The organism is Hyalangium minutum, assembly GCF_000737315.1.
Lineage (GTDB): Bacteria > Myxococcota > Myxococcia > Myxococcales > Myxococcaceae > Hyalangium > Hyalangium minutum.
Map to the genome: position 1 here is coordinate 263,646 of NZ_JMCB01000003.1, position 21,806 is coordinate 285,451.

Here is a 21,806-nt window from a genome sequence, read left to right on the forward strand (position 1 = left end):
CGGAGACTACCCAAGGGGTCGCTCGCCGTCATGCCGCTCTTTCAGGTAGGATGGCGGCGATGGAGAATCTCCCGAGAGAGACGGAGCGTCTCCGGCCGTGGACGGTTCACAGGCGTCTCGCTCTGGCAACCGCTTGGCTCGGGAGTTGCTTGAGGCCGGGCGGTATGACGGGACTGCACGACCGATTCTTCCGCTACCTCTTCAACCACACCGCGCGCACCGAGGCTTTGCTGCGGCACAACCTGCCCGCGTTCCTCATGGCCGAGGTGGATTGGCCGTCGCTGCGGCGAGAGTCCGGCACGCTGGTCGACGGCGAGCGCGAGACTCGCAAGGACCTGCTCTTCTCCGCCCGCTGTCTCCAGTCCGCACCGGAGGAGCCTCCGCACTTCTTTCTCATCGAGCATCAATCCTCGGTGGACCCGTGGATGGCACTGCGGATGCACGACTACGCTTGGCGTCTCATCCAGCACTGGCGAGAGCAGCACCCCCAGAGCCGATGGATTCCCGAGGTGACGCCCCTGGTGGTGTACCCCCGGCAAGGTCGGACGTGGTCAGCGCCCCTGCGGCTGGGTGACCACTATCTGGTGCGAGCGCGCGCGGACAAAGAGGGGCTGCCTTGGATTTTGCGTTCTGGGTACTGGATGGACGCCGTCTCGAACGAGCAGGAGGCACGGGCTCACGGGGGACCACCGCTGGTTTCTCTGGGATTGCTGGTGCTCAGCTTCGCGGGTACGCGGCAATTGGCGAGGAGGTTGCCGCACTGGTGCGATCTGTTTGCCCAGGTGTACGCGACAGATGGTCCCCAAACGCTCTATCGCATGGTGCGCTATGTGCACCATCTGGGGGACGAGGAGGCCGTTGCGGCAATTCGGCGCGTGCTACATTCCATTATGGAGTCCACAAGGGCGGAGGCGTTCATGCGAACCATGGCAGAGGTGCTCAAAGAGCGGGGACGCCGCGAGGGGTGGATCGAGGGGAAGGCAGAAGGGAAGGCCGAGGGGAAGGCCGAGGGGAAGGCCGAGGGGAAGGCCGAGGGGAAGGCCGAGGGGAAGGCCGAGGGGAAGGCCGAGGGGCTCGCCGAGGGAGAGGCCAAGGGCTTGGTCAAGGCTCTCCTCCGCTTGTTAGCGGCACGAGGCCTACGTGTCGATGAGGCCTCCCAGGAGCGCATCCAGAATTGCGGCGATGTCGCCACACTGGAGCGCTGGCTCGACCGGGCTCTGAACGCTACGCGGCTCACCGACGTCCTGGACGGCCCCGCGCAGTAATCGCGTCAGAACAGCGCGTGCTCCGCGAGGAGCACCGCCAGCCCCACGATGAAGCTCAACAGCGTCACTGGCACGCCCACGCGCAGGTAGTCCAGGAAGGACATCTTCACCTTGTCGCGCGCGGCCTCGAAGACGATCAGGTTCGCCACGCTGCCAATCAACGTCAGGTTGCCCGCCAGCGTGGAGCACAGCGCCAGCACGTGCCAGCCCAGCTCCGGGTCCTGCAGCGTCGGAACCCACGTGCGCGCCAGCATCACGAACGGCACGTTGCTGAACAGGTTCGACGCCACCAGCGTCAGCGCCGCGAACCCCAGCGTCTCCCGCCACGGTGGCCCCGCCATCAACGGCGCGAACAGCGCCCGCAGCTCCTCCGTCCAGCCGTACTTGTTCACCCCGTACACCACGATGAACAGGCTGGCGAAGAACACCAGCAGCACGAAGTCCACTCGCTCCATGATGGCCCGAGGCTCTCGGCGCGCCATGGCCATCACCACCGCCGCTCCCGTCAGCGCGCTCCAGCTCATGGAGAAGCCCGCGAAGAAGGCCACCACCACCGCCGCCATCACCGCCACCGTCAGCACCATCAGCGGTCGATCCACCGGAGGCGGCTGCGGCTGCGGCTCGAAGCGCTTCGTGGGCAGCTCCTTGCGGAACAGGTACAGCAGCATTGCGATGACAATCCCCGTGGACAGGATCGCCGGCAGCGCCATGTACGCGGCGAAGCTCGCGTAGGACAGCTTCGAGGCCCCCTGAATCAGCATGTTCTGCGGGTTGCCCGTGAACGTGGCCACCGAGCCGCTGTTGGAGCCCATGCACACCGCCAGCAGGTACGGCACGGGCGGCAGGCGCGCGTCCTCCACCACCACCAGCACCAGCGGCGTCAGCATCAGGCACACGGTGTCATTCACCAGGAACGCGGACAGGAGCGCGCTGATCCCCGTCACCGCCGCCAGCAGCAGCCGGGGCGTGTGCGCCAGCCGCACCGTGTGGGCCCCCGCCGTCCGGAAGAACGCCGCCTGCGCCAGGTACGCCGCCAGCAGCATCATCCCCAGCAGCAGGACGATCGTGTCCAGATCCACCGCGTGCCGCGAGACGTCCTCGCTGTGGTTGAAGACCTCGGCGGGGGTGACGACGCCCAGGACCACCATGAGCACGGCACCCAGCAGGGCGCCGCCCGGCCGATCCAGCTTCAGGAACGGGAGGCGCGCCCCGGCAATGAACACATACGTCAGCAAGAAGATGGCGAGGGCCACGAAGCGCGGACAGTACCCCAGGTGCTTCTGCTACGCTGCAATCCTCACGCATCGCCTCAAGGGACATCATGACCGGCACCAGCCGGCCCGAAGAGGGGCCGGTGCAGCTCGACGGCAGCGAAGGGGAGGGGGGAGGGCAGATCCTCCGCTCGGCGCTCGCCCTGTCGCTCATCACCGGCCGCCCGTTCCACCTCACCCGCCTGCGTGAGCGCAGGGATCCCCCCGGCCTGCGCCCTCAGCACCTGGCCTGCGTGCGAGGCGCCGAGGCCCTCAGCTCCAGCACCAGCGTGGGCGCCGTCCTGGGCGGCTCAGAGCTGTCCTTCACCCCCGGCCCCGTGCGTCCCGGCGACTACGTACTGGAGGTGGGCACTGCAGGCAGCACCCCGTTGCTCTTCCAGTGCCTCTTCTTCCCATTGGCCCTGGCCGGAGGCGGGAGCCTCACCCTGCGCGGCGGCACGCACCTGCCGCACAGCCCCAGCTACCACTACCTCGCCAACGTCTGGCTGCCGGTGATGCACGCCTATGGGTTCCCGGCCGCGCTCCGGCTGACGCACGCCGGCTTCTACCCAGAGGGTGGCGGAGAGTTTCAAGGAGAGATCTCGGCTCCGGCCGAGCCGCCCCGGCTCGTGGATCTGCCCACGCGCGGCATGCTGCAGGACATCACCGTCAGCACCTTCGTGGGGGGCCTGCCGTTCACCATCGCCGATCGCCAGTCCCGTGCCGCCGAGGCCGCCTTGCGTGAGCGGGGGCTCTACAGCCTCGTGCAGAACCGGGCCTTGCCCGTGGCGGGCTCTGCCGGAACCGTCACTTTCATCCTGGCGCAGTTCGAGAACACCTTCGCGGGCTTCACCGCCATCGGTGAGCGCGGACGGCCCGCAGAGGAAGTGGGGCGCGAGGCCGCTGACGCCGTGGCCCGCTTCATGGAATCCGCCGGCGCCATCGACGAGCACCTGGGGGATCAGATCCTGCTCCCGGCGGCGCTGCTGGCCTCGGGGCGGCTGGGCCCGGCCTCACCGGGAACCACGCGCTTCACGGCCGCGAAGGTCACCGAGCACCTGACGACGCACGCACGGGTCCTCGAGCGCTTCCTGCCAGTCAAAGTGACGGTGGAGCCGGGCGGTACGGTGGAGGTCCGCCCGGCTTGACACGGAAACGGTGTCTTGCAGCTTCAGGCCCGGGTAGCCGGGTGAGGCTCAGGACTCTTCTTCGCCCTCGGCCGCCGCAGCCGCCGAAGTACCGAAGGAGTTCGAGTCCGCGATCTCCTTCGTCGTGTTGCGGTAGGCCCGGAGCGCGAACGGCGTGGCTGCCAGGAACACGAGCCCGGCCAGGCCGATGGCGGCCCAGGGCACCGGGGTCTCCTTGATCTGGATGTCCTTGCTATAGGCGTTCATGTTGCCCCCGAGCTGCTGAGCCTTGAGGGCGGACTTCTCCTCATCGGACATCTCGGAGGGGGGCTGGAACTCCTGCACGGGGCGGCCAGCCAGCACGGCGCTACCCGAGAGCAGGGCGGACAGGAGGACGAGTCGCGAGAGCGTACGCATGGAATCCCATCCTATCACGGGTCGGGCCCTCCATCGCCAGAGGGGACCATCGCCGCCCGTACAGCTCCATGAAAGCAGGCTTGCGTCCGTCCCAGCCGTCCATTAGGCGCGGAGCGAATGCGCCTGCTCTTCGTTGGCCTCGCGAACCTGCTGCTGGGGGTGTGGACCCTGCTTGGGCTGCCCTTCCGCCTGCTTGCCTCCCGGAACCGTCCCACCTACGTCCGCTTCCGGCTCTCCGGGGAGCTGCCCTACCGTCAGCCGCGCAAGGCCCGGCGGTTTTTCTCCGGCTCGAAGCCCGAGCCCGCCACCGTCACCTCCCTGGTGGCCTTCGGTGAGTCGCTCAAACTGCTGGCCCAGGATCCTCACGTGAAGGGCATCCTCCTGGAGATCGAGGGGCTGGAGCTCGGCTCGGCGAAGAAGGACGCGGTGGTGAAGCTGCTCACGGACTTCCGGGCGGCGGGCAAGCGGGTGGTGGGGTGGGCCGTGAGCGTGGACAACCTGGGCTACCAGATCCTCTGCGCGGCGGACGAGGTGCTGCTGGCCCCCGCCGGGAGGCTCGAGCTGGTGGGCTATGCCGCGGAGGCCACGGCGATCGGAGAGGGGCTCGCGCGCGTGGGCATCCAGGCGCACTTCGTCCGCCGGGGTGACTACAAGACGGCCCCCGAGCTCTTCACCCATGCCCATGTCTCGGACATCCAGCGCCAGACCATCGAGGGCTTCCTGGACGAGCGCTATGCCGATCTCATCGACTCGATAGCCCGGGGGCGCAAGCGCACGCCCGAGGAGGTCCGAGCAATCATCGACGTCGGCCCCTACAGCGCCCAGCGCGCGCTGGCGGCGGGACTGGTGGACGGGCTGTGCAGCGAGGCAGATCTCCCCGCCCGGCTGGACGAGCGCAGGCGCGAGGAGAAGGACTCGGACGATGCCGAGGAGCCGATCGAGCCAATGGCGTCCTGGCTGGGCGCGCGGCCGTTCCCTCCGATGAAGTGGCGGCCAGTGAAGCGGCGGCCGAAGCTCGGGCTGGTGGTGATCTCGGGGATCATCGCCCCGGGCAAGGGCTCCAGCGGCGAGCTGGGGCCGAAGATTGCGGGCTCCGAGGCGGTGGTGAAGGCCCTGCGTGCGGCCAGCCGGGACAAGCGGGCCAAGGCGGTGGTGCTCTACATCGACAGCCCGGGGGGCTCGGCGCTGGCCTCGGAGTTGATCCTCGAGGCCGTGCAGCGGGTGGCGCGCAAGAAGCCGGTGATCGCCTACGTGGATCAAGTCTGCGCCAGCGGCGGGTACATGGCGGCGCTCGGGGCCAAGGAGATCTGGTCGGCGCCGCACGCGATCGTCGGCTCCATTGGCGTCTTCGCTGGGAAGTTCGAGGCCTCGGGGCTCATGGATCGCCTGGGCATTCGCCGGACACTGATCTCCCGAGGCGAGAACGCCGGGATCTTCTCCACCTCGCGAGGCTTCACCCCGCACGAGCGCGCCGCGCTGGAGGCGGAGGTGGAGGAGACGTACCAGGCCTTCCTCGCCCACGTGGCCAAGGCCCGCGGGAAGACGAAGGAGGAGATCCACACTCGCGCCGAGGGCCGCGTGTACTCGGGCACGCGCGCGCTGGCAGCGGGGCTGGTGGACCGCGCGGGAAGCTTCGAGGAGGTGTGCCGCCATGCGCTCGACCTGGCGAAGGTACCTCCCGGCAAGTTCGACGTGGGGCTGTACGCCACGCCCGATAGAGGGCTCTCCCTGCTGCAGATCCTCCTGAGCCTGTCTGGCGCTCACCTCTATGCACTGTGCCCCTCCGCCTGGTCTCTCATGGGAGGGAAGGCAGGCAGGCGATTCGAGGGGTAGGGGGGGCCCGCCCAGACATACGGGCCCCTGATCGACGCGCTGCGCAAAAGGATACGTTCACTTTCAGGCAATTCCGCTATCCTCCCGGTAGGAGGGCCCCCGCCAGACCATGAACGTCGTCTTCATCTCGCCGCACTTTCCCCCTCACTTCGTGCACTTCGTCAGCGCGCTTCGCGAGCGCGGCATCCACGTGTTGGGGATCGGGGACGCTCCGTATGACACCTTGCAGCAAGAGCTGCGCACCGTGTTGACGGAGTACTACTTCACGCCCCGGCTCAGTGACGCAGAGGCGATGTTGCGCGCGGTCGGCTACTTCACCTGGCGCTACGGCCGCATTCACCGCATCGACTCGCTCAACGAGACGTGGCTGGAGGTCGAGGCCTACCTGCGTGAGGACTTTCACGTGCCAGGCCTGCTGCCCTCGGAGGTGCGCCAGCTGCGCTCGAAGCTGGGCATGCACGATCTCTTCAAGGCAGCCGGTATTCCGCACCCGGACGCGATCGCCGCCCAGGACGCCGCCACCGTGAAGGCCTTTGGCCAGAAGGTGGGCTATCCGCTCGTGCTCAAGCCGGACGTGGGCGTGGGCGCCGCCGACACCTTCACCGTGAAGAGTGACGCGGACGTGGACGCGGCGTTCTCCAAGCCGCTGCAGGGCTACGCGGCGCAGAAGTTCGTGAAGGGCACCATCGTCACCTACGACGGCATGGTGGATGGGAACGGCAAGATCGTCTGCTCGTTCAGCCACGAGTACAGCACCGGCATCATGGAGTCGGTGCTCGAGCAGCGCGACATCTCCATCTGGAGCCAGCGTGAGCTGCCGCCAGCGCTCGAGGAGATGGGCCGCAAGACGCTCGACGCGCTCGGGCTTCGAGAGCGCTGGTTCCACCTGGAGTTCTTCCGTCTGGAGGATGGGAGCTACGCCGCACTGGAGGCCAACCTGCGTCCGCCAGGGGCCTTCTTGATGGACATGATGAACTACGCCTGCGACATCGACGTGTACCGGCTGTGGGCGCGGATGATCTCCGGCGAGACCGTGAGCGACTTTCAGTACAGCCGCAAGTACCACGTGTGTCACACGTCCCGCCGGGCGGGACGTACGTACAAATATCCGCACGCGGAGGTGGTGTCCCGGCTGGGCGGCGCATTGATCGATCACCGCGAGCTGCCGGGGGTCTTCCACAGCGCGCTGGGCACCGAGATGTACCTGTCTCGGCACCAGGAGCTGGACGCCATGCGCGAGGCCGTCCAGTTCATCCAGGCGCGGCCCTGAGCCGCGGGGCACGGTGCTGGCGGCTCAGCTCAGCAGCCAGCGCAGCGCCATGGGGAGGCGGCGCTGCCAGTCCAGCTCGTGGTGGTGGCCGTGGGGCTCCAACACGAGCGCCAGCTCGTGATCGGCGTACCCCAGGTTCTTGAGGTGGAAGTAGAAGTCCCGAGTGGCCTGTCCATAGAACATGGGCCAGCCCACGGGATCGATGTTCTCGTCCGTGCCCGCGTCCAGGTAGATGCGCGTCCAGCGCCGGGTATGGGACGTCCAGTGCTCGAAGAGCCGGCCGTAGCTCCACATCACGGAAGGCGACATGCCGCCGACGCGGCCGAACAGCTCCGGGTACCTCCACCCCAGGTAGAGCGAGATGAGGCCGCCCATGGACGAGCCCATGACGCCAGTCCACTCGGGGCTCTGGCGCGTGGGCCAGTGGTGGTCCACGAAGGGCTTGAGGGTGTCTACGAAGAAGCGGACGTAGGGCTCCCCGCGAGCGGAGATGCGGCTGCGGGGCTCGTCCCACGGGGAGTACTCGGAGAGGCGATGGGGGGTGGAGTCGACGGCGACGATGATCCACGGCTCGGAGTGGCGCTGGTGCACCAGGGAGTCGAGCACGTGGTTGGCGCACCAAGTGTCGTAGATGGCCGACTCGTGGTGGGCGAAGACGTTCTGCCCATCGTGCATGTAGAGCACGGGATAGCGGTGGCCCGCTGAGGGGTCATACCCCTCGGGAGTGCAGATGCGCAGAGTGCGCGAGAAGCCTTCCTGAGGGGAGTAGAAGTCGCGGATGATCTGGATGGAACTCATGAGGGGGAACCCGGCGGCCCGCACGATAGATGGGGGCTTTGCTCTATCCAATGGCTAAGCTTGCCCCCATGTCCTGTGTGCACTGTGGCCAACCTCTGCCGGAGGCAGAGAGTCGCACCTGCCCCCACTGTGGGAAGCCCGTGGAGCGCTCGGAGGCTCGGCTGCCACCCGAGGTAGCGAAGGCGGCCGCCACCGCCGCGGACGCGGCCCGGCGCGCGGCGGGACATACGGGGCAGGCGGTGCAGTCCGTGCTGGAGGATCCGCGCCTGAGGGAGCGCCTCCCGGGGCGATCCTTGGCGCTGCTGGGAGCGGGGTTGGTGGCGCTGGCGGTGCTGTTGTCCGTGCTGCCGTTCTTTGGGGGGATTGGGGTGGGGTGGTCGCTGGTGATGCTCGCGGGGAGCCTGCTCATCGGAGCGCGCGAGCTTCATGCGGCGGGGCGCACGCTTCCGGACCCGGTGGTGCAGGCGGCGCGGTGGGCCGAGCACCCGCTGTTCCTCCCGGCCTTCACGGTGCTGACGTTCGTGCACGCGATCCTGACGCTGGGCTTCGGGATCGTGCCGTTGCTGTGGCTGCTGGCGGCGGTGGTGCTGGGCTACGACCAGCGGCGGACGCTGGCTTCGTACGTAGCGGAGCAGGGCGCTCCGGCGCCCGCGGAGCGGAAGCTGGCTCGCTGGGTGCTGGGGGGCACGCTGCTGTGCGTGGTGGCGCTGTTCTTCTCGTGGGGATACGGAGGCGGTGGCTTTTTCTCGGGAGGCATCCAGCAGGTCCACGAGCGAGACATCATCATGGACGGCTTTGGCCGGGAGCATGTGGATCGGTTCTCGTACCGCTACAACCCGATGATGAACTGGGTACCCGCGTACGCGGCGTCGGGCCGGGGTCGTCCGCTGGTGTCCGGAGTGCTGCTCGGGCTGGGTGGGTTGGTGGTGCTGACGCGGGGGCGCCGGGTTCGGTCAGCAGTGCCACCGTGGGTGCTGCCCGTGCTCGCGGGCGTCGTCACGCTCTGGGGGCTTTCTGGGCTGGCCTCCGCTCTGGGACCGTGGCTCTTCCTGGCGGGGGCGATCCTGGTCGACATCGCCGTGGTGAGAGACTTTCAGCAGCAGCGCCCGCGCTCAGGTTCGGGGAGCTAGGCTCCCCGGTCTTCCGGGGAGGCTCAGAGCACTTCGGAGAGACACGTGCTCTGCAGCGGCACGGACCAGAGCTGCCCGGCCTGCGTGTCGTCGTAGGCGCCGAAGTAAACGCGCTCCCCGACGCGCATGAACGAGCGAGGGTAGGCGCTCTCCCCGCCAGGACCGATGTCCCGCAGCCGCTGCGTGCCGGCGGCCGTCCCGTCACTCACCCAGGGCTCGATGCCAGTGGCCGGCTCGTAGGCGCTGAAGAAGACGAGCCCGCTGCCAAGAGCGTAGATCGGTGAGGAGTACTCATCCGAGAGGCTCAGCGGTCGCCGCAGGAGCTTCGTCCCGCCCTGTGTCCCATCTGTCACCCACAGCTGGGTGTCGCGGGGCGCCGGGCCCGTGCTGCCGATTCCGATGGAGAAGAAGATCTTCCCCTCCGTGCGAGAGACGTCCTGCAAGAATGGGATCGCGTCGGGCTGACCCGCGTAGGGGTTGGGCACGGTCGCAATGTACTCGCGGCTCGAGGCGACGCCCGTGCGCAGCCGGTACACCCGCATCCACTGCAAATCCGTGTCTGAGAGCGTGAGGTACACGTACTCTCCGAGCGAGCCCAAGAGCCGGGCGGTGGGGTTGGGGCCGAAGGTGTACAGGCGCAGGGTGCCGCCCGATGTTCCGTCCGTCTGCCAGACCTCGGTGTTGTTCCCATCGAGCACGGTGAAGAAGGCCCTTCGGCCCTCGTTGCGCATGTCGAGCACGTTCACCTGTCCACTGTCGATGAGTTGGAGAAGGCCCGTGCCTGCCGCCGTACCATCCGTCTTCCACAACTCGGTGCCCCGGGTAGGGTGGGTGACGATGAAGAGTGCGGCGGTGTCCAGCCGGATATTCTTCCAGCTCACGGACGAGCCCGCCCCCAGATCCACTAGGCGCTGAGTGCCTGCGGCGGTGCCATCGGACCGCCACAGCTCCGACCTTTCCGCCTGGGTGGCCGAGCCGGGAACGAGCCGGGCGAAGACGAGCGTGCTGCCCACGCGAGAGAGAGGTCTCAGGTTCGAACCTTCGGAGCCAGGAGTGATCTCCCTCACGAGCCTCGTCCCGCCGGGCGTGCCGTCCGTCGCCCACAGCTCGCTGCCCGTGGCGGCCTCAGTGGCCAGGAAGAAGAGCGTGTCTTCTGCAGGGGTTAGCTCGCCCACCCGAGCGAAGGTCCAGGGAGGCAGGGCTGCGAAGCCCTTCACCTCGGTGGTGGTGGCGCCGGTGCCAGCGCTCTTCCACAGCGCCGTGCGGCCATCCTCGAAGTTCAGGGCGAAGTAGAGCTGGCCCCGAAACTCCACCAAGCTCTCCGGCATCGCCGCATACCGGGGAATGTTCTCGGAGGGTGGGAGAACGGTCTTCACACGCTGGGCTTCACCGGCGGGAGCGCACGACCCGGCGGCTGTCTCGGCTGCCTGGCCCTCGTCCCACGCGCCCTCGTCTGGCAGCGCTCCACCACACCCGATCGCCAACCCACACATCACCAGTCCTGCACGCCACGCCTGCATGTCCGCTCTCTCCTCTTGGGGGTGGCGCCAAGGTTTGAAGCGAACCGGAATATGTCCAGTGTCCGCGCCAAGACGGGTTAAACGCCTGACCCTGGCCCGAGCGAGCACTCCACCGTTCTTGCCTCCCTCCTGCCACACGCCCGGTGCTACGCTGCCGCACGCCATGAAGCCCTCTTGCCGCCTGCTCCTGCTCCTGGCCCTCACCGCCGGTTGCGCCACGACGCCCCAGGGGCCCTCGGCCGCTGCGGAGTCCTATGCCAAGGCGCTCGAGGAGAACCGGCTCACGGACGCCTATGCCCTCACCACCGGGCTGGCCGAGGGTGAGAAGGGCTTCCAGGAGCGCTATGCGGACGCCGCCGCGCGCCAGGAGCGGGCCGCCTCCGTGCGTGCCGTGGTGGGCCAGCTCGAGGCGCGGGCGCCGAACCTGATCGTCGAGCGCCGGGAGAACGCCTGGCGCGTGGTGGAGACGCGGCCGGCAGACGAGGCCAAGGCGGTGCTGACGCGCTTTCTCAACGCGGTGGATGCGCGGGACTGGGAGAAGGCCTGGAGCCTGCTGAGCGCGCCGCTGCGCTCCCGCTACACGCCAGACCGGTTCCGCGACGACTTCGAGCGCGAGCCCCTGGCCAGGGAGCGTGTGCGCAAGGCCCGGCTGGCACTCAAAGGCGCCATGAAGGTAACGAACGCGGAGGCCTCCATTGCCTTGGGGGCGGATCGGGCGGTGCGGCTGGTGATGGAGGACGGCGAGTACCGGGTGGCCGCCATCGAGTGAGCTTCATTAACGGGAGCGTGCAGGCGGGCGGAGGGACGGAGCGTGCAGGCGGGGCCGGGGCCCGTTAAACGTCGTTGACAGCCCGGGGGGGGCTGGCCATCCTCCGCGCCCTTCCGGGCTCGCAACCGCCCGATTTCCAAAAGGTTTCAGGTGTTTCGATGAGCGTTTCCGAGCGCGACATCCTCGCGGCGATGTCCAAGGTGATGGATCCCGAGCTTCACGTGGATCTGGTGAAGGCGGGCATGGTGAAGGACATCCGTCTCAACGGCGATGCGGTGAAGCTGAAGATCGAGCTGACCACGCCGGCCTGTCCAATGAAGGGGAAGATCCAGGCGGACGCCGAGGCAGCGCTCAAGGCCGTGCCGGGGCTGAAGTCCTTCGACATCGAGTGGGGAGCGCAGGTGCGGGCCACGGGTGGCGCGGGGCCGGGCCAGCAGGGCCAGGCGCTGCTGCCGGGTGTGAAGAACATCGTCCTGGTGGGCGCGGGCAAGGGCGGTGTGGGCAAGAGCACGGTGGCGGTGAACCTGGCCGTGAGCCTGGCCAAGCACGGGGCGAAGGTGGGCCTGCTGGACGCGGACTTCTACGGCCCATCCATCCCGCTGATGACCGGGATTACCGAGCGCCCGGTGAGCCCGGACGGCAAGACGCTCAACCCGATGATCAAGCACGGGCTGAAGGTCATGTCGATCGGCTTCCTGGTGGAGTCGGATCAGGCGCTCATCTGGCGTGGGCCCATGCTGCACGGGGCGCTGATGCAGCTGGTGCGCGACGTGAACTGGGGCGAGCTGGACTACCTCATCCTGGATCTGCCGCCGGGCACGGGCGACGTGGCGCTCTCGCTGTCGCAGAGCGTGCGCGCGGCGGGCGCGGTGTTGGTGACGACGCCGCAGGACGTGGCGCTGGCGGACGTGGTGCGCGCCAAGCAGATGTTCGACAAGGTCCACATTCCGGTGCTGGGGATCGTAGAGAACATGAGCCAGTTCGTGTGCCCGAACTGCTCGCACACGACGCACATCTTCAACAAGGGCGGCGGCCGCAAGGCGGCGGAGATGTTCAACATCTCCTTCTTGGGCGAGGTGCCTCTGGATCTGAAGGTGCGCGAGTCGGGTGATGCGGGAGTGCCGGTGGTGGCGGGCGCCCCGGAGAGCCTGGAGGCGAAGGCGTTCATGGAGATCGCCCGCAACGTGGCCGGCCGGGTGTCCGCGGAGAGCGCGCGGGCCATCCGTCTGCCGGTGATGCAGGCGCGCTGAGTCCCGAAGTCCCGGAGGTCCCTCATGGCTGGTGACAGCAACGACTTTCCGCCGGATCCGCTCGATGACGACTACCAGCAGCCGCACTCGGGCCGCGAGGGGCGTGCGGGCTTTGTGCCCGACTTCGTGCGCAAGGTGGCGGTGGCGGGGCTAGGCGCCATCTTCATGACGGAGGAGGGCATCCGGAACCTGGCGGGACAGCTCAAGCTGCCCAAGGAGATGCTCGGCTTCGTGCTCTCCCAGGCGGAGAAGACGAAGGACGAGGTCGGCCGGGTGCTGGCGGAGGAGGTGCGCCGCTTCCTACAGTCGGAGAAGCTGCGCGAGGAGTTCGTGAAGCTGATGTCGGGGATGACCTTGGATGTGCGGGCGCAGATCCGCCTGGTGCCCGCCGACGAGGACAAGAAGGAGGCCTCGTCCGAGGAGGGCTCGGGTGTCCCCACGACGCCCAAGGTGACCGTCTCCGAGGTGAACGCGCGCCGCGGCAAGCGGGCGAAGAAGGAGTGACGTTGGAGTCTGAAGCACGGCCCAGCTGGCGGAACCGCCCCTTGATGAAGCGCCTGCCGTTGCTGGTGATGGCGGCGCTGGGCGTGTGGCTCTGGCAGACGATGGGCACGCCGGAGCGCGAGCTGGTCTGGCAACTGGACGGCTCGGGCTGGGCGGCGGTACGGGCGCTGGACCTCCAGGTGACGGCGCCGGACGGGAAGATCCTCAAGCGGGAGGAGCGGTTCTTTACCGGAGCGCCTCCGCACGAGGTGACGCTGAAGGTGGCGCTGCCGGAGGGCACCTACCGCGCGCTCATCTTCGTGAAAGAGGAGAACCGCCCCACGCGGCCCCCACTGGTGGAATCCCTGACGATTGGCTCGGAGCAGTATGTGCTCCGGACGCTGAGACTGCCGGCGATCCGTTGACCGGCTGGGAGGCGGGGGCTATAGCGCCCGCACTTTCACTCTCGGCTGGAGCAGGAGACGCCATGGCAACGGAGCACATCGTCGTCGTCGGGGCAGGGCAGATGGGAGCGGGCATCGCGCAGGTCTCGCTGCTGGCGGGGCTGCGCGTCACGCTGGTGGACGTCTCGAAGGAGGGGCTCGCCAAGGGCGCGGACCGCATTCGGGCTGGCCTGGCGAAGCTGGTGGAGAAGGGCAAGCTGGACGACGCCAAGCGCAAGGCCGCCGAGGCGAACCTGGCCACGGCCACCAGCGCCGCCGAGGTGAAGGACGTGGACTTCGCCGTCGAGGCGGTGACGGAGAACGAGGACCTCAAGCGCCGCATCTTCCAGGAGCTGGACGGGGTGGTGAAGCCCGGGGGCGTGCTGGCGACGAACACCTCGTCCATTCCGATCACGCGCATCGCGGCGGGGACGAAGCGGCCCGAGGCGGTGATCGGGATGCACTTCATGAACCCGGTGCCAGTGATGCAGCTGGTGGAGCTGATCCGGGGCGCGGCGACGTCGGACGAGACGTACCAGAAGACAAAGGCGCTGGCGGAGAAGATGGGGAAGACGACGGTGGTGTCCAAGGACATGCCGGGCTTCATCGTCAACCGCATCCTGATTCCGATGCTGAACGAGGCGTGCTTCGCGCTGATGGAGGGGCTGGGGACGGCGGAGGACATCGACACGGCGATGAAGCTGGGGACGAACCAGCCCATGGGCCCGCTGCAGCTGGCGGACTTCATCGGCCTGGACACGTGCCTCTACATCGCCGAGGTGCTCCACAAGGGCCTGGGCGACAGCAAGTACCGCCCGTGCCCGCTGCTGCGTCAGTACGTGGACGCCGGTTGGTACGGCAAGAAGAGCGGCCGCGGCTTCTACAAGTACTAGAGCACCGAGCCGTCTCGGATCCTTTAGGGCACGGGGCGCACGGGAAGCGGAGCCGTCTTCAAGTTCGCCAGATCGAGGACGAACTCGAGCTTCTCGAGCTGCTGCCCCCAGCCGATCTGCACCGTCACCTTGACGCTTCCCTTCTTCGGGAGGGGAGCGCCCCAGAGCACGGTGCGCATGACCGAGGCTTTGCCAGTGGACACCCCGAATGCGTCCTCAAGGGTCCTGCCATCGGTGGCAAGGACGTCCTTCGGATCGAAGAGCTCGGTGCCTGGCTCGAAGCGCTTCTTGAGGAGCGTCTCGGTCATCGCCTGGTAGCTCTGACCATCGATGGTGAAATCTCGCAGCTCGGCTAGGGAGAAGAGCCCCGTGGCCGAGGGCTGCCGGACGAAGAGAAACTCGAACCCGAGCCCGTCGGGTGCTTCCTGCCTCGCGGCGGTCTGAGCGTCGAGCTTCCAGGCCCGTAGCAACAGGGCCCGCGAGTGCGCGCCTTTCTTCTCCGTCACGACGGCCGGGGGCTTGGCCTTCTTGGCGGCGCCTTGGCTTGGAGGGGCGCTGGCGCTGGCCGTCTGCAAGGGAGCGGTGACCCCCAGGAACAGGGAGAACGTCAGCAGGGCGATGGAACGGGTGTGACGGGCGGGATCCAACACGCTCATGGAGGCCTCTGGGAATATGCCTTGGAGGGGACTCGGGGAATGGTATGGATAACCGCGTCTCGACGGAACACGAGGACCTCACATGGCCTACGAGAACATCAAGCTGGAGACGCAGGGCCCCATCAGCACGCTCACGATCGACCGGCCCAAGGCGCTCAACGCGCTCAACAGCAAGACCCTTCAGGAGATCGAGTCCGCGCTGCAGTCCCTGGGCCCGGACACCCGCGTGCTCATCGTCACCGGAGGCGGGGAGAAGGCCTTCGTCGCCGGCGCGGACATCTCGGAGATGTCCTCGATCAGCGCGGCACAGGCTCGTGAGTTCGCCGCCCTCGGCCACCGCGTGTTCCTGGCGCTGGAGTCTCTGCCGTTCCCCACCATCGCTGCGGTGAACGGCTTTGCCCTGGGCGGCGGCTGCGAGCTGGCCCTGGCGTGCGACCTCATCTACGCCTCGGAGAAGGCCAAGATGGGCCTGCCGGAGGTCTCCCTCGGCGTTATCCCCGGCTTCGGCGGGACGCAGCGGCTCGCGCGGCTCGTGGGGAAGATGCGCGCCAAGGAGCTCATCTTCTCGGGTAGCCATGTGACGGCGGCGCAGGCCAAGGAATACGGCATGGTGCTGGATGTGCTGCCTCCGGAGAAGCTCATGGAGCATTGCCAGGGGGTGGCCGCGAAGATCCTCAAGAACGGCCCGCTGGCCATCTCGCAGGCCAAGCGCGTCATCGAGTTCGGCGCGGACCAAGACCTGCGCGCTGCCAACGAGCTGGAGCGCCAGGGCTTCGCCGTCCTCTTCGGCTCGGAGGACCAGCGCGAGGGCATGAAGGCCTTCCTGGAGAAGCGCCCCGCCTCCTTCATGGGCAAGTAGGCATCTGCCCACAGCACCGGGAAGCCGTCCGACCGGTCGGTTTCTCATGGGCGCGGCAACCTGGACTCGGGGGAGCCCGCTGACGAGCGGTATTCCCCAGCGCCGCGCCTCATTATAAGGAGTCCGAGCCCCATCCCCTTCAGGAGTGCCATGAACTTCGAGCTGACCGACATCCAGCGTGACATCCAGCGGATGTGCCGAGAGTTCGCCGCCAAAGAGCTCATCCCCAACGCCCGTAAGTGGGACGAGACCCACGCGTGGCCCACCGAGGCCGTGAAGAAGCTGGCGGAGCTGGCGCTGCTGGGCGTCGCGGTGCCGGAGCAGTACGGCGGCGCCGGGCTGGACAACGTCTGCTACGCCATCGCCATGGAGGAGATCAGCCGCGGCTGCGCCTCCACCGGCGTCATCATGAGCGTGAACAACTCGCTGTACTGCGATCCGGTGATGAAGTTCGGCACCGAGGCGCAGAAGCAGGAGTTCCTCGTCCCGTTCGCGCGCGGCGAGAAGCTCGGCTGCTTCGGCCTCACCGAGCCCGAGGCTGGCAGCGACGCGGCCGCCCAGAAGACCACCGCCGTCCGCCGGGGTGACGAGTACGTCATCAACGGCTCGAAGAACTGGATCACGGTGGGCCCGAAGGCGGACGCCATCGTCCTGTTCACGATGACGAACAAGGAAGCGGGCAACAAGGGCATCACCGCGTTCCTGGTTCCGACGAACACGCCGGGCTTCATCCGCGCCGAGCCGGACAAGAAGATGGGCATCAGTGCAGCGCACTCGTGCTCCATGTTCTTCGAGGACATGCGCGTACCGGCCAAGAACATCCTCGGCAAGGAGGGGGATGGCTTCAAGGTGGCCATGAGCACGCTGGACGGCGGGCGCATCGGCATCGCGGCGCAGGCGCTGGGCATCGCGCGGGCGGCCTTCGAGGAGGCGGTGCGGTACTCGGGGGAGCGCAAGACGTTCGGCAAGCCCATCCGCGATCACCAGGCCATCCAGTTCATGCTGGCGGACATGGCCACGGAGATCGACGCGGCGCGGCTGCTGGTGTGGCAGGCGGCGCTGCTCAAGGACAAGGGCGTGCGCCACAGCGTGGAGAGCGCCATGGCGAAGCTGTACGCCAGCGAGATGGCCAGCCGCGTGGCGAACAAGGCCCTGCAGGTCCATGGCGGCATGGGCTACAGCAAGGAGATGGACGCCGAGCGCCACGTGCGCGACGCCCGCATCACTGAGATCTACGAGGGGACGAGCGAGATCCAGCGCATCGTCATCTCGGCCAACCTGCTGAAGGACTAGCGCGCCGTGAACCTCGAGCTGACCGAGACCCAGACGCTGATCCGCGACACCGCACGCAAGTTCGCCAAGGAGAAGGTGGCTCCGCAGGCGCGCAAGCTGGATCGCGAGGAGATCTTCCCCACGGCCACCTTCAAGGAGCTGGCCGAGCTGGGGCTGATGGGCGTGAACCTCCCCACGCGCTACGGCGGCGCCGAGGCCGGCGTGGTGGCCTACGCGCTGGCGATGATGGAGATCGCCGCGGCGGACGCGTCCACCTCGGTGGCCATGTCGGTGACGAACATGTGCGCGGAGCTGATCTACATGTTCGGCACGGACGCGCAGCGCGAGAAGTTCGTCACGAAGCTGACCTCGGGCGAGGCGGTGGTGGGCTCGTTCGCGCTGTCCGAGCCGCATGCGGGCTCGGATCCGGGGGCGATGAACACCTCGGCGGTGCGCAAGGGCGACACGTGGGTGCTCAACGGCAGCAAGCAGTGGATCACCTCGGGCGCGCACGCGGGGGTGATGGTGGTGTGGGCGCGCACGTCCCCGGCCGGCAACAAGGGTCTTTCCTGCTTCATCGTAGAGGGCGGGACGAAGGGCCTCATCATCGGCAAGCACGAGGACAAGATGGGGCTGCGCTCCTCGAACACGGTGGGGCTGACGTTCGAGGACTGTGAGATCCCGGCGGAGAACCTCCTGGGCAAGGAAGGGGAGGGCTTCAAGCTGGCGATGGTGGCGCTGGACGGCGGGCGCATCGGCATCGCCTCGCAGGCGTGCGGGGTGGCGCGGGCGGCGCTGGAGGCGTCGGTGCAGTACACGAAGGACCGCAAGGCGTTCAACCAGCCCATCTCCGAGTTCCAGGCGCCGCGCTTCATGATGGCGGACATGAAGGTGCAGCTCGCGGCGGCCGAACTGCTGACCTTCCGGGCGGCGGCGCTGAAGGAGGCGGGCAAGCCGTTCACCCGCGAAGCGTCCATGGCGAAGCTGTACGCCAGCGAGATGTCCAACCGTGTCTGCGACAAGGCGGTGCAGCTGCACGGTGGCTACGGCTACATCGACGAGTTCCCGGTGGAGCGCTACTTCCGGGACGCGCGCGTGCAGACCATCTACGAGGGCACCAGCGAGGTGCAGCGGATGGTCATCGCCCGGGAGACCTTCAAGCTGTTCACCTGAGCGATGCCCTGATCAGCCCTTCACCGCGCCAGCGGTGAGGCCGGAGATGATCTTCCGCTGGAAGATCAGCACCAGCACCACCAGGGGCACCGTGACGATCACCGAGGCGGCCATGATGAGGCCCCACGGTGTCTCGAACGCGCTGCCGCCGCTGAACAGGGCAATGGCCACCGGAACCGTCCGCACGTTGTCGGACTGGGTGAAGGTGAGCGCGAAGAGAAACTCGTTCCACGCGGCGATGAACGCCAGCAGGCCCGTGGTCGCCATGGCCGGGCCCAGCAGCGGCAGGAACACGCGGGTGACGATCATCCAGGGCGTGGCCCCGTCCACGATCGCTGCCTCCTCGAGCTCGTTGGGCAGCTCCCGCATGAACGTGGTCAGCACCCACACCGTGAAGGGCAGGGTGAGGATCAGGTTGGAGATAATCAGCGCGGGCAGCTTGTTGTAGATGCCCAGCCACCGGACCAGCTCGAACATGCCGGACAGCACCGCGATCTGCGGGAACATGGACACGGCGAGCACCGATAGGAGCAACACCTTGCGTCCACGGAACTGGATGCGCGCCAGCGCGAACGACGCCGTCAGCCCCAGGAGCAGCGAGAGTACCACCACCGCCGTGGCGACGATCACCGAGTTGAAGATGTTCTGCCCGAAGGGCTGCGCCGTGAACACGTCCACGTAGTTGCTGTACGCGGGCTGCTTCGGCCAGGGATCCACCTCGAACAGCTCGCTGCCTGTCTTCAGGGACGAGACGATCGCCCAATAGAAGGGGAACAGCGTGTAGACCGCGATCACCGCCAGCATCAGCCAGAAGGCCGTCTTCTTGAGCACCTTCATGCGCTACGCCTCCCCGCCCACGTTGACCCGGCCCACCACCATGTACACGGCGGTGAAGACAGCGATGATGGCGAACAGCAGTGTCGCCGCCGCCGAGCCCACGCCGATCTCCTGATATTCGAACATCCGCTGCCGCGCGTAGCCCGCCATGGGCATGGTGTCTGTGCTCCCGCCCGTCAGCACGAAGAACACGTCGAACACGCGCAGCGCGTCCAGCATGCGGAAGATGATGGCCACCATCAGTGGCCCCTTCAGCAGTGGCAGCGTCACCTGGAAGAACGTCCGGATGGGCCCGGAGCCGTCGATCTTCGCCGCCTCGTAGATGTCCCCAGGCAGCATCTGCAGCGCCGCGAGGATGAGCAGCGCCATGAAGGGCGTGGTCTTCCACACGTCCACGGCGACGACGGCCGCGAACGACAGGCTGGGCTCGGCTGTCCACGCCATGGGCTCGGAGATGAGGCCCACCTTGAGGAAGATGGCGTTGATGACGCCGTAGATGTCATTGAACATCCACGCCCACATCCTCGCGGACACCACGGTGGGAATGGCCCACGGCACCAGCACGGACGCGCGGGCCACCCCGCGGCCGGGGAACTGCGCATTCAGGGTCAGGGCGATGATCAGCCCCAGCACCGTCTCGAGCGACACCGAGACCAGCGCAAACCGGAAGGTGGTCCACACCGTGGTCCACCAGTCCGGATCCTCGATGACGCTCAGGAGGCTGGCAAACCCCACGAACTGGGATGCCGTCAGGTCCGTCAAGTTCGCGTCCGTGAACGCGAACCAGAAGGTGCGGCCCAGCGGCCAGCCCGCCACCAACCCCATGGCAATCAGGGTGGGCAGCAGGAACAGCCAGGCTGCGCGGGTGCGTTGACGGACGAGCGCGGAAGGCGGGAGCTCTGCCACCTCTCCCGTAGCCGCGCTGGCGGCGATCGGCGTCGTGGAGTCAGCCATGCGCGCTCCTCTCTACCACTTCCCGTTCTTGCCCAGGGTCTTCAGCTTGGCCTCGACCTTCTTCAGGTTGTCGGCGGCCTTCCCCTTGCCAGAGAGCGTCGAGTACACCCCGTTGCGGAACTCGGTGCTGACCTGGTTGTACTTGGCGCCGGTGATCGTCGGGCGCGGCACCGCGTTCACGAACGTCTCATACAGGTTGCCCATGAAGGGGTTGGCCTTCAGCAGGTCCGCGTCCTTGTAGAGGCTCATGATCGTCGGGTTGAACGAGCCCTCGATGGCCCGGCGCTTCTGCTCCTCGGCGCTGGTCAGGTACTTCACCAGCTCCGCGGCCAGCGGCGCGTTCTTCGAGTACTTGGACACGCCGAGCTGCCACCCGCCGAGCGTCCCCGTGGCCTTGCCGTCCGCGCCGCCCTTGGGCAGCGCCATCACGCCCACCTTGCCGGCGACGGGGCTGTCCTTGCTGTTGGCCAGCGCCCACGCATACGGCCAGTTGCGCATGAACACCGCGTTGCCCGCCTGGAACGCGTTGCGCGCCTCCTCCTCCTGGTAGTTCAGCACGCCCTTGGGCACCACGTTGCCCATCAGTCCCGCGAAGAAGTCGATCGCCTCGGCCGCCTTCGGGTTGTTCACCGTCACCTGGCCGCTCGAGTCCACGATCGTCCCGCCCTTGAACGAGTCGATCCACTCCAGCGCGTTGCACGTCAGGCCCTCGTACGCCTTGCCCTGGAACACGAAGCCCACCAGCTTGGTGTTGCCCGCCTTCTTCTCACCGTCCAGCACCGCCTGCGCGGAGGTGGCCAGCTCCTGCCACGTGGTGGGCGGCTTCTGCCCGTACTTCTCCAGCAGATCCTTGCGGTAATAGAGAAGGCCCGCATCCGTGAACCACGGAATGGCAATCAGCTTTCCGTTGACGGTGTTGTTTTGAACGATGGGCTGAAAGTGCTGCTTGAGCACGTCATCCGGGAAGTAAGGCTTCAGGTCCACGAAGTGGTTGGCCACCATGCCCGGCCACACCACGTCGATGCGAATCACATCCACGTCCGAGGAGCCGGCCGCCAGCAGTTGCTGGAACTGAGCCAACTGCTGCCCCGCGTCTTGGGGCACGCTCATGAGCTCCACGGTGTGGCCGGCCTTCTTGGCCCACGCCTCCGCGCCCTGCTTGCAGAGATCCGCTTCTTTCCCCACCGAGCCACAGGCGATGACGAGCTTCTCCGCCCGAGCAAGTCCTGGAGTAGCGAGTGCCACCACGGCGACGAGCCCTGCCAGTACCTTCTTCATGCGTGATTCCCTCCCTGGGGCGCCCCGAGGTTGAGGCGCATTCTCACGAACCCGTCTGGTTTTGACGCGGATTGTCAAAGCTTGACGCAGCTCGTTAAAGCCGCAGACGCTACTTCGCGCTCGCGAGCGGGGCATCCCGTATCACGATTCTCCAGTGATCAGGAGGCTTGATTGTGTGCAGTATCAGGCTTAATGGGGGGCGCGGCTCGTCTGGCCTACCGAGGGGACGGGCCATTCCTCGTAACACTCTTCTCCATCTGGGGGCTGTATCGTGCTTCTCGCTCGAAGACTGCGTACCTGTGTCACGACATCGCTGGCTGTGCTGTCTT

At 67.4% G+C, this 21,806-nt stretch carries 21 protein-coding genes; 13 read left to right on the top strand and 8 right to left on the bottom strand.

Going from position 1 to position 21,806, the window contains the following annotated elements; all coding sequences use genetic code 11:
• Positions 1-164: 164 nt before the first annotated feature.
• Complete coding sequence (locus tag DB31_RS48660) at positions 165-1,265, top strand: Rpn family recombination-promoting nuclease/putative transposase (RefSeq protein WP_052419789.1); 1,101 nt, start codon at positions 165-167, stop codon at positions 1,263-1,265.
• A 5-nt stretch (positions 1,266-1,270) separates the two neighbouring features.
• Here the strand turns inward: DB31_RS48660 and DB31_RS07620 are convergent, their stop codons facing one another.
• Entirely contained in the window at positions 1,271-2,518 is a 1,248-nt protein-coding gene (locus DB31_RS07620) for an ArsB/NhaD family transporter (RefSeq protein WP_044184632.1), read from the bottom strand.
• A gap of 68 nt (positions 2,519-2,586) precedes the next feature.
• Between DB31_RS07620 and rtcA the strand changes: the two genes are divergently transcribed.
• Positions 2,587-3,663: an RNA 3'-terminal phosphate cyclase gene (rtcA, locus tag DB31_RS07625; protein WP_044184634.1), complete on the top strand. Its 1,077-nt coding sequence runs from the start codon at positions 2,587-2,589 to the stop codon at positions 3,661-3,663.
• 48 nt (positions 3,664-3,711) lie between these two features.
• On the opposite strand, the gene DB31_RS07630 is transcribed toward rtcA, so the two are convergent.
• The gene (locus tag DB31_RS07630; protein WP_044184636.1) at positions 3,712-4,059 is read right to left on the bottom strand and encodes a hypothetical protein; all 348 of its coding nucleotides are present in this window, start codon (positions 4,057-4,059) and stop codon (positions 3,712-3,714) included.
• Between the two features lie 117 nt (positions 4,060-4,176).
• On the opposite strand from DB31_RS07630, the gene sppA reads away from it, so the two are divergent.
• Both sppA and DB31_RS07640 read left to right on the top strand, forming a co-directional pair.
• The gene (gene sppA / locus DB31_RS07635) at positions 4,177-5,892 is read left to right on the top strand and encodes a signal peptide peptidase SppA (protein ID WP_044184639.1); all 1,716 of its coding nucleotides are present in this window, start codon (positions 4,177-4,179) and stop codon (positions 5,890-5,892) included.
• Positions 5,893-6,001: 109 nt separating this feature from the next.
• Positions 6,002-7,162 (top strand): ATP-grasp domain-containing protein, encoded by a 1,161-nt coding sequence (locus DB31_RS07640; RefSeq protein WP_044184642.1) that lies wholly within the window; start codon positions 6,002-6,004, stop codon positions 7,160-7,162.
• Between the two features lie 24 nt (positions 7,163-7,186).
• Here DB31_RS07640 and DB31_RS07645 read toward each other — a convergent pair whose 3' ends face one another.
• Positions 7,187-7,960, bottom strand: a complete 774-nt coding sequence (locus DB31_RS07645; protein WP_044186114.1) for an alpha/beta hydrolase — start codon at positions 7,958-7,960, stop codon at positions 7,187-7,189.
• A 140-nt stretch (positions 7,961-8,100) separates the two neighbouring features.
• On the opposite strand from DB31_RS07645, the gene DB31_RS07650 reads away from it, so the two are divergent.
• A complete protein-coding gene (locus DB31_RS07650) occupies positions 8,101-9,090 on the top strand; it encodes a hypothetical protein (RefSeq protein ID WP_240486582.1) in 990 nt (329 codons plus the stop codon).
• Between the two features lie 23 nt (positions 9,091-9,113).
• Here DB31_RS07650 and DB31_RS07655 read toward each other — a convergent pair whose 3' ends face one another.
• Complete coding sequence (locus DB31_RS07655) at positions 9,114-10,610, bottom strand: hypothetical protein (protein ID WP_044184648.1); 1,497 nt, start codon at positions 10,608-10,610, stop codon at positions 9,114-9,116.
• A gap of 163 nt (positions 10,611-10,773) precedes the next feature.
• Between DB31_RS07655 and DB31_RS07660 the strand changes: the two genes are divergently transcribed.
• The 5 genes from DB31_RS07660 (at position 10,774) to DB31_RS07680 (ending at position 14,448) form a co-directional block, all read left to right on the top strand.
• Positions 10,774-11,379, top strand: a complete 606-nt coding sequence (locus DB31_RS07660; RefSeq protein ID WP_052419790.1) for a hypothetical protein — start codon at positions 10,774-10,776, stop codon at positions 11,377-11,379.
• 158 nt (positions 11,380-11,537) lie between these two features.
• Entirely contained in the window at positions 11,538-12,629 is a 1,092-nt protein-coding gene (gene apbC, locus DB31_RS07665) for an iron-sulfur cluster carrier protein ApbC (protein ID WP_044184654.1), read from the top strand.
• A 24-nt stretch (positions 12,630-12,653) separates the two neighbouring features.
• Entirely contained in the window at positions 12,654-13,133 is a 480-nt protein-coding gene (locus tag DB31_RS07670) for a hypothetical protein (protein WP_044184656.1), read from the top strand.
• Positions 13,134-13,177: 44 nt separating this feature from the next.
• Positions 13,178-13,537, top strand: a complete 360-nt coding sequence (locus tag DB31_RS51190; RefSeq protein ID WP_276203616.1) for a hypothetical protein — start codon at positions 13,178-13,180, stop codon at positions 13,535-13,537.
• 62 nt (positions 13,538-13,599) lie between these two features.
• On the top strand, positions 13,600-14,448 hold the full coding sequence (locus tag DB31_RS07680) for a 3-hydroxyacyl-CoA dehydrogenase family protein (RefSeq protein WP_044184660.1): 849 nt from the start codon (positions 13,600-13,602) through the stop codon (positions 14,446-14,448).
• Between the two features lie 23 nt (positions 14,449-14,471).
• Here DB31_RS07680 and DB31_RS07685 read toward each other — a convergent pair whose 3' ends face one another.
• Positions 14,472-15,104 carry a hypothetical protein gene (locus DB31_RS07685; protein WP_044184664.1) on the bottom strand — a complete coding sequence of 211 codons (633 nt, stop codon included), beginning with the start codon at positions 15,102-15,104 and terminating at the stop codon, positions 14,472-14,474.
• A gap of 82 nt (positions 15,105-15,186) precedes the next feature.
• On the opposite strand from DB31_RS07685, the gene DB31_RS07690 reads away from it, so the two are divergent.
• The 3 genes from DB31_RS07690 (at position 15,187) to DB31_RS07700 (ending at position 18,408) form a co-directional block, all read left to right on the top strand.
• On the top strand, positions 15,187-15,963 hold the full coding sequence (locus DB31_RS07690; RefSeq protein WP_044184667.1) for an enoyl-CoA hydratase-related protein: 777 nt from the start codon (positions 15,187-15,189) through the stop codon (positions 15,961-15,963).
• Between the two features lie 150 nt (positions 15,964-16,113).
• On the top strand, positions 16,114-17,256 hold the full coding sequence (locus DB31_RS07695) for an acyl-CoA dehydrogenase (protein WP_044184670.1): 1,143 nt from the start codon (positions 16,114-16,116) through the stop codon (positions 17,254-17,256).
• 6 nt (positions 17,257-17,262) lie between these two features.
• A complete protein-coding gene (locus DB31_RS07700) occupies positions 17,263-18,408 on the top strand; it encodes an acyl-CoA dehydrogenase family protein (protein WP_044184672.1) in 1,146 nt (381 codons plus the stop codon).
• A 12-nt stretch (positions 18,409-18,420) separates the two neighbouring features.
• Here the strand turns inward: DB31_RS07700 and DB31_RS07705 are convergent, their stop codons facing one another.
• The 3 genes from DB31_RS07705 to DB31_RS07715 are packed head-to-tail and all read right to left on the bottom strand — an operon-like array spanning position 18,421 to position 21,477.
• A complete protein-coding gene (locus DB31_RS07705; RefSeq protein WP_044184675.1) occupies positions 18,421-19,245 on the bottom strand; it encodes a carbohydrate ABC transporter permease in 825 nt (274 codons plus the stop codon).
• 3 nt (positions 19,246-19,248) lie between these two features.
• The gene (locus DB31_RS07710; protein ID WP_052419791.1) at positions 19,249-20,199 is read right to left on the bottom strand and encodes a carbohydrate ABC transporter permease; all 951 of its coding nucleotides are present in this window, start codon (positions 20,197-20,199) and stop codon (positions 19,249-19,251) included.
• A 12-nt stretch (positions 20,200-20,211) separates the two neighbouring features.
• Positions 20,212-21,477, bottom strand: a complete 1,266-nt coding sequence (locus tag DB31_RS07715) for an ABC transporter substrate-binding protein (RefSeq protein WP_044184678.1) — start codon at positions 21,475-21,477, stop codon at positions 20,212-20,214.
• Positions 21,478-21,806 lie beyond the last annotated feature (329 nt).